4 protein-coding genes are annotated in these 2,632 nt (G+C 72.7%); all 4 read right to left on the minus strand.

Features of this window, described 5'->3' with window-relative positions:
- On the minus strand, positions 1-855 hold an 855-nt coding region (gene truD / locus D588_RS0121735), incomplete at its 3' end, for a tRNA pseudouridine(13) synthase TruD (protein ID WP_017917501.1).
- Positions 852-1,355 (minus strand): 2-C-methyl-D-erythritol 2,4-cyclodiphosphate synthase, encoded by a 504-nt coding sequence (gene ispF / locus D588_RS0121740; protein WP_017917502.1) that lies wholly within the window; start codon positions 1,353-1,355, stop codon positions 852-854. The genes truD and ispF, both read right to left, overlap by 4 nt.
- A gap of 39 nt (positions 1,356-1,394) precedes the next feature.
- The gene (locus D588_RS25855; protein ID WP_017917503.1) at positions 1,395-1,862 is read right to left on the minus strand and encodes a hypothetical protein; all 468 of its coding nucleotides are present in this window, start codon (positions 1,860-1,862) and stop codon (positions 1,395-1,397) included.
- Positions 1,862-2,563, minus strand: coding sequence for a 2-C-methyl-D-erythritol 4-phosphate cytidylyltransferase (ispD, locus tag D588_RS0121750; RefSeq protein WP_026143983.1), 702 nt, complete (start codon positions 2,561-2,563; stop codon positions 1,862-1,864). Before ispD ends, D588_RS25855 begins: the two co-directional genes overlap by 1 nt.
- Positions 2,564-2,632: the final 69 nt, after the last annotated feature.

Genomic DNA, 2,632 nt, shown 5'->3' on the forward strand with positions numbered 1-2,632 from the left:
GCCGTCGCGCAGGCGCTGCGCGACCGCCTCGTCCAGCACCGCCAGTTCCAGCGCACGCGCCGCCTCGGCGCTGCGCAGCTCGCCGGCGCCCCACAGCGGCGCGGACGGATGGATGTCGAAGCGCTGCAGGCGCTCGGCCAGCGCCTCCGACCACGGCTCCGGACCGAACACGCTGCGGCTGCCGTCGAGCATCCACACTTCGCCGTCCAGCGCGCTGTCCCAGTTGCCGGCAGCCACGCGGGCGGCCAGCACCCGGTTGAACAGCTCCGAACGGGCCGCCGACAGCAGCAGCGAGCGCTGCTCGCGGCGCACTCGGCGGCCGCCGAACATCGCCAGCGCGGCGCCGACGTTGCCGCCATCGCGGCCGAAGCGCTGTTCGCCGAACCAGTTGGGAATGCCGCGCGCGGCGATCTGCGCCAGCCGCGTCTCGATCGCGCCGCGCTCGCCGCGCACCTCGCGCAACACCAGCACGAAGCCGTTGCCGGCCAGCGCGCCACGCGGCAGCTTGCGGTTGTGCCAGTGCGCTTCCAGCACCTGCAGATCCGCGTCCTGCAGGCTGTCCAGCGCCGGCGCCACGCGCTTGGGCAGATGCACCGAGAAGCGCTGGGTGGTGACCGCATGGCGGTCCTTCATGCCGGCATAGCCGATCGCCAGCTCCGCCACCCCGGCCCACTGCGCCAGACGGCGCGCGGCGAAGGCGGTGTTCATGCCGCGCTTGCGCACGGTCAGCAGCAGGTGCTCGCCCTCGCCGCTGGGCGCGAACGCGGGCAGTTCGTCGACCTGGAAATCCTCGGCGGTGCTGCGCATGCGCGCCTGCAACGGCGCGGCGCCGAACGCACGCGGCAACTCGCTCACAGCGCCACCAGCAGGGCCACGGCCTGCGCCGCGATGCCTTCGCCGCGGCCGGTGAAGCCGAGCTTCTCGCTGGTGGTGGCCTTGACGCTCACGCAGTCCAGTTCGACCTGCAACAGCGCCGCCAGGCGCTCGCGCATCGCCTGCGCATACGGGCCGACCTTGGGCCGTTCGCAGATCACGGTGATGTCGGCATTGCCCAGGCGCCAGCCGCGCGCGTGCAGCAGGCCGACGCAGTGATCGAGAAACTGCGCACTGTCGGCGCCCTTCCAGCGCGGATCGGACGGGGGAAAATGCTGGCCGATGTCGCCCAGCGCCAGCGCGCCGAGCAAGGCGTCGCACAGGGCGTGGATCGCCACGTCGCCGTCGCTGTGGGCAAGCACGCCGCGCTCGTGCGCCACGCGCACGCCGCCGAGCATGAGGTGGTCGCCCTCGCCGAAGGCGTGGACGTCGTAGCCCTGGCCGATGCGGAAGGGAGGAACGGAAAGGGAATCGTGTGACATGGGAATCCTGTTCGTAGAAGCGTCGACGCCGTCCGGCGATCAGACGCTGGAGTGCAGCGTGCGCACGTAAACCGGGAGCGGCTCGGACGCCGGCAAGGCCTCTTGTTCGTCCGCTGCGCCCCACTGCGGGTTGAGCCAGTCGTCATGGACGATGCGTTCGACCAGCGCCGGCAGCGGCGTGTGCCGGGTCGGCACGCGGAACGGCAGACGGCCGTGCGCCGACGACACCAGGCTGAAGCGCAACTGCCGCGCTTGGCCATCGTGCCAGCAGTAGAAGGTCATCGCCGGCGCCGCCTGCGCGCGCAGCGTGGCCTGGCGATCTTCGGCGGCCGCCTCCACGAACCGCGCCACGCTCGCCACGTCGATGCCCGCAGCGTGATCCTCGCGCGGCGAGAACGCCCACAGGTTGGCATTGGCCTCGTGCTGGATGTCGTCGCCATCGACCACGATCGCAGCGTTCGCGGCCTGCTGCAACCAGGCGTGCGCCACCGCGTCCTCGAACCGCATCAGCCGCCCTGCCGCTGGAACAGTTCGAACTCGAAACGCGCCAGGTCGGCCGGTGTGGTGACCTTGAAATTGTCTTCGGCGCCCTCGACCAGCAGCGGCCGCAGCCCCAGCAACTCCATCGCCATCGCGTCGTCGGTGACCTCGACGCCGGCCGCGGCGGCCTGCTCCAGGGCCCGGCTCAGTTGCATGCGCCGGAACAGTTGCGGGGTCAGCGCGCGCCACAGGCGCTCGCGCGGTTCGGTGCCATCGATGCCGCCGTCGTCGCCGGCGCGCTTGAGCGTGTCGCGCACCGGCGCAGCCAGGATCGCGCCGACCGGATCGCCGCGCCCCGCCTCCAGCAGCCGGTCCAGGTCGGCCAGCGCCAGGTTCGGCCGCGCCGCATCGTGCACCAGCACGAAGTCGTCCGCCTTCACCGACTCCGGCAAGGCATGCAACGCGGCCAGCACCGAGCCGGCACGGCTGCCGGCGCCCAGGCAGGTCAGGACCGGCTTGCCAGCCAGTTCGGTCCAACCCGGCCACTGTGCATCGTCAACGCCCAGCGCCACCATCGCCCCGGCCACCGCCGGATGCGCCAGCAGCGCTTCCAAGGCATGCGCCAGCAACGGGCGCCCGCCCGCCTGCAGGTACTGCTTGGGCGTGGCGCTGCCGAAACGGGTGCCGCGGCCAGCCGCCGGGACCACGGCCCAGACGGTGGCCATCAGGGCTGCTCGCCCGGCGCCGGCGTCACAGGCGCCGGCTGCGCGCCGGCGGCCGTACCGGCCGGGGCGGGC

This window comes from Xanthomonas sp. SHU 308 (assembly GCF_000364645.1).
Lineage (GTDB): Bacteria > Pseudomonadota > Gammaproteobacteria > Xanthomonadales > Xanthomonadaceae > Xanthomonas_A > Xanthomonas_A sontii.

Excerpts from the sequence above, each read along its gene's own strand:
- ispF (WP_017917502.1), bottom strand. The coding sequence starts at position 1,355 with ATGTCACACGATTCCCTTTCCGTTCCTCCCTTCCGCATCGGCCAGGGC.
- D588_RS25855 (WP_017917503.1), bottom strand. The coding sequence starts at position 1,862 with ATGCGGTTCGAGGACGCGGTGGCGCACGCCTGGTTGCAGCAGGCCGCG.